General features: G+C 61.1%; 4 protein-coding genes and 1 pseudogene. All 5 read left to right on the forward strand.

The annotated features are described in order from the left end of the window. Positions 1–326 (forward strand): annotated as a pseudogene (locus tag VOI29_RS23940) (conjugal transfer protein TraC); the annotation flags it as partial. After that, positions 323–676 carry a TrbI F-type domain-containing protein gene (locus tag VOI29_RS23945; RefSeq protein ID WP_141889247.1) on the forward strand — a complete coding sequence of 118 codons (354 nt, stop codon included), beginning with the start codon at positions 323–325 and terminating at the stop codon, positions 674–676. The pseudogene VOI29_RS23940 and the gene VOI29_RS23945, both read left to right, overlap by 4 nt. Beyond that, positions 663–1,175: a S26 family signal peptidase gene (locus VOI29_RS23950; protein WP_141889246.1), complete on the forward strand. Its 513-nt coding sequence runs from the start codon at positions 663–665 to the stop codon at positions 1,173–1,175. Before VOI29_RS23945 ends, VOI29_RS23950 begins: the two co-directional genes overlap by 14 nt. Beyond that, positions 1,172–1,822: a type-F conjugative transfer system protein TraW gene (gene traW, locus VOI29_RS23955; protein WP_141889245.1), complete on the forward strand. Its 651-nt coding sequence runs from the start codon at positions 1,172–1,174 to the stop codon at positions 1,820–1,822. The genes VOI29_RS23950 and traW overlap by 4 nt, the downstream gene beginning before the upstream one ends. Further along, the coding region (locus VOI29_RS23960; protein ID WP_323784339.1) for a TraU family protein at positions 1,819–2,647 on the forward strand (829 nt) is incomplete at its 3' end. The genes traW and VOI29_RS23960, both read left to right, overlap by 4 nt.

The raw sequence follows: 2,647 nt of genomic DNA on the forward strand, positions 1-2,647 counted from the left end.
ACCCCGCCGCCAGCGTCTGCCTGGAAAACTCGGACTTCCGGATCTTCCTGGCCCAGAAACCGGAGAGCATCGACGCGCTGCAGAGCATCGACCCGCCGGTGAAAATGCTCCTGAAGTCGCTGACTTCTGTTCCGGGCCGGTTCTCCGAACTCGCAATTCAGATGCCTGAGGGTTTTGCCTACGGGCGTCTGCTGCTCGATCCGTTTTCGCTGGCGGTGTTCTCTTCCAAAGGCTCCACGGTCGAACGGATGAACCACTACAAAGCCCAGGGCATGAGCACAGTGGAAGCCATCAAAACCCTTGTTGAGCGGGGGGAAGTGGCATGAGCTGGCAGAAGAAGACCCTCATTGCGCTTGGTATTGTGGCTCTGGCCCAGGCCGCTGTGTTTGTGTTCCTGCTGTTGCCGGATGATGAGCCTCCTGCGGTTGCGGTTTTCGATCCGGAAAGAAGCCTGACCATGTTCGTGGTCTGGTCGAATGGCCGGGTGCCGGACGAGCAATTCGGGGACACCCTGCCAGCATTCCAGCAGGCCGTTCAGTTGGAGATTGACCGGCTTTCCAGTCAGACCGGGCAGGTTGTCGTCCGTAAGGGCGCGGTGCTGTCGGCTGCGGGCCTTCAGGCCGCTGACATCACCGGCATCATCATGGAAAAGGTGCTGAGTGATGCGGCGTTCTAAGCTGGTTTTAATCCTGCCTGCCTTGGCTGTGGCGGCGGCCGGTTACTACGGGCTTGCCTGCGGGCGTCTGGTTGTAAATTCAACCAGCAGCCTGAAAGGCAATGCCTACGCAATGGTGACCTGGCCGCTGATCTTGCGGCCGGGTGCCATCGTCGCGGTTGAAATGCCGGAGGTTCTGGAGGGAAAGTTCGGCGGGCATGAGCTTTATCTGACCAAGCGGATTGCCGGGGTTGCCGGCGATCCGGTCCGCCGCTCGGGCAATAGCCTCTGCATCAATGGCACCTGTGTCGAGGGGCAGCTGAAGAACGGCGCGCTTGTTGCACCGCTCTGGCAGGGCGATGTGGTGCCGGACGGCATGATTGCCGTGTTTGGAGACAGCCCAGACAGCCTGGACAGCCGGTATTCAGTGATCGGCCCGCGGCCGGTGGCGGAAGTCGTCGCCGCAGGATTTGAAATCCCTTTCCCCCATTGGACTGACCTTGCGGAGCGCTGGAAATGAAACATCACCGCCGCTGTCTTCAAGCTGCTGTTCTGGTTCTCGCTGCCGCCGCAGGGCAGGGGGCGGCCAAGGATCTCGGCACCCACGGCCCTTTGTTCGAGGTGGCTGAACCCTCTCTGCTGGACACGATCAAGACCCGGCTCCTGGAAATGGAAGCGGCTGGCGAGCTGGATCAGATGCGGCAGGAAATGCAGGACACCACACGGGCCTATGTGAACCGGCCGCGTCCGGTTCAGGGGCTCGGGAAGGCAGAGGAATATGCGGTTTGGGAGGTCGATATGTCGATCACCCTGAAAGAGGATCTGGCGGACCATCAGGGCCGGGTCTTCGCCCGCGCTGGCACGGTTGTGAACCCGTTGGCCTATTCCCGCTTTGAAAAGCGCATCGTCCTGCTTGACGGCGACGATCCCGACCAGGTGGCCTTTGCGCTGGCGGATGGCGGCGAGTTGGACACGCTTCTGGTGCTGGTGAACGGTGATCCGCTGGGTCTGATGCGCGAGCATGGCCGCCGGTTCTACTTCGACCAAGATGCTGTGCTGGTGAAGCGCTTCGGTATCCGCAATGTGCCTGCCGTGGTGCAGCGCGCGGATCCCGTCATGCAGGTGGAAGAAATCGCGCTCGGCAAGGGCGGGGAGGTGCTGCAATGAACCTGCGCGCTCTGATCCTGGCCTTTGCCTTCGGCCTCGCCGCAACCCAAGCGGCAGCAATCTGCAACAAGCGGTTTCTGAACCCCATCACGGAAGTTTGCTGGGACTGCATCTTTCCTATCTCAATCGGCGGCCTGAGCCTGAGCTTCGGCGCCAGCCGCCCGGACACGAGAAACCAGACCTTTCCGCTCTGCGTCTGTCCGGGTGTGCCGCCCCGGCTTGGCCTGTCCATCGGTCTTTGGGAACCGGCCCGGCTGGTCGATGTAGCAAATGAACCCGGTTGCTTCGTGAACATGGGCTTTGACATGGATTTCGGGCTGCTGTCACTCGGTAAATCCTCTGCTACCCAGCAAAGCGGCGGCAGCACCGGGTCGCGCTGGCAGGCACATTATTACTTCTATCCGCTGATTTCCTGGCTTGGTGTGGTGGTCGATGGCCTCTGCCAGCAAAGCGCGCAATTCGATGTCGCCTATATCTCGGAAATTGACCCGCTCTGGCAGGACGCGGAACTGAACAACCTGATCAATCCGGAGGCAATCCTGTTTGCCAATCCGATTGCCCAGGCGGCCTGCGCTGCGGATTGCACAAAGGCGTCGTCCGGCAACTTGCCGATGGATGCGCTGTTCTGGTGCACCGGCTGCGGCGGTTCGATCTACCCTATCCAGGGCGATGTCGCGGCCCATGTTGGCGGGGTGATGGCAAGCCAGGTGGTTGCAACCAAGATGGTAGCCCGGATGCACCGGCTGCTGATCGCACGGAAAACCGCGTCGGAAAGACCGCTTTGCCAGACCCAATCGCAGCCGGTGATCAAGAAAAGCCAGTACC

The organism is Leisingera sp., assembly GCF_034669605.1.
Classification (GTDB): domain Bacteria; phylum Pseudomonadota; class Alphaproteobacteria; order Rhodobacterales; family Rhodobacteraceae; genus Leisingera.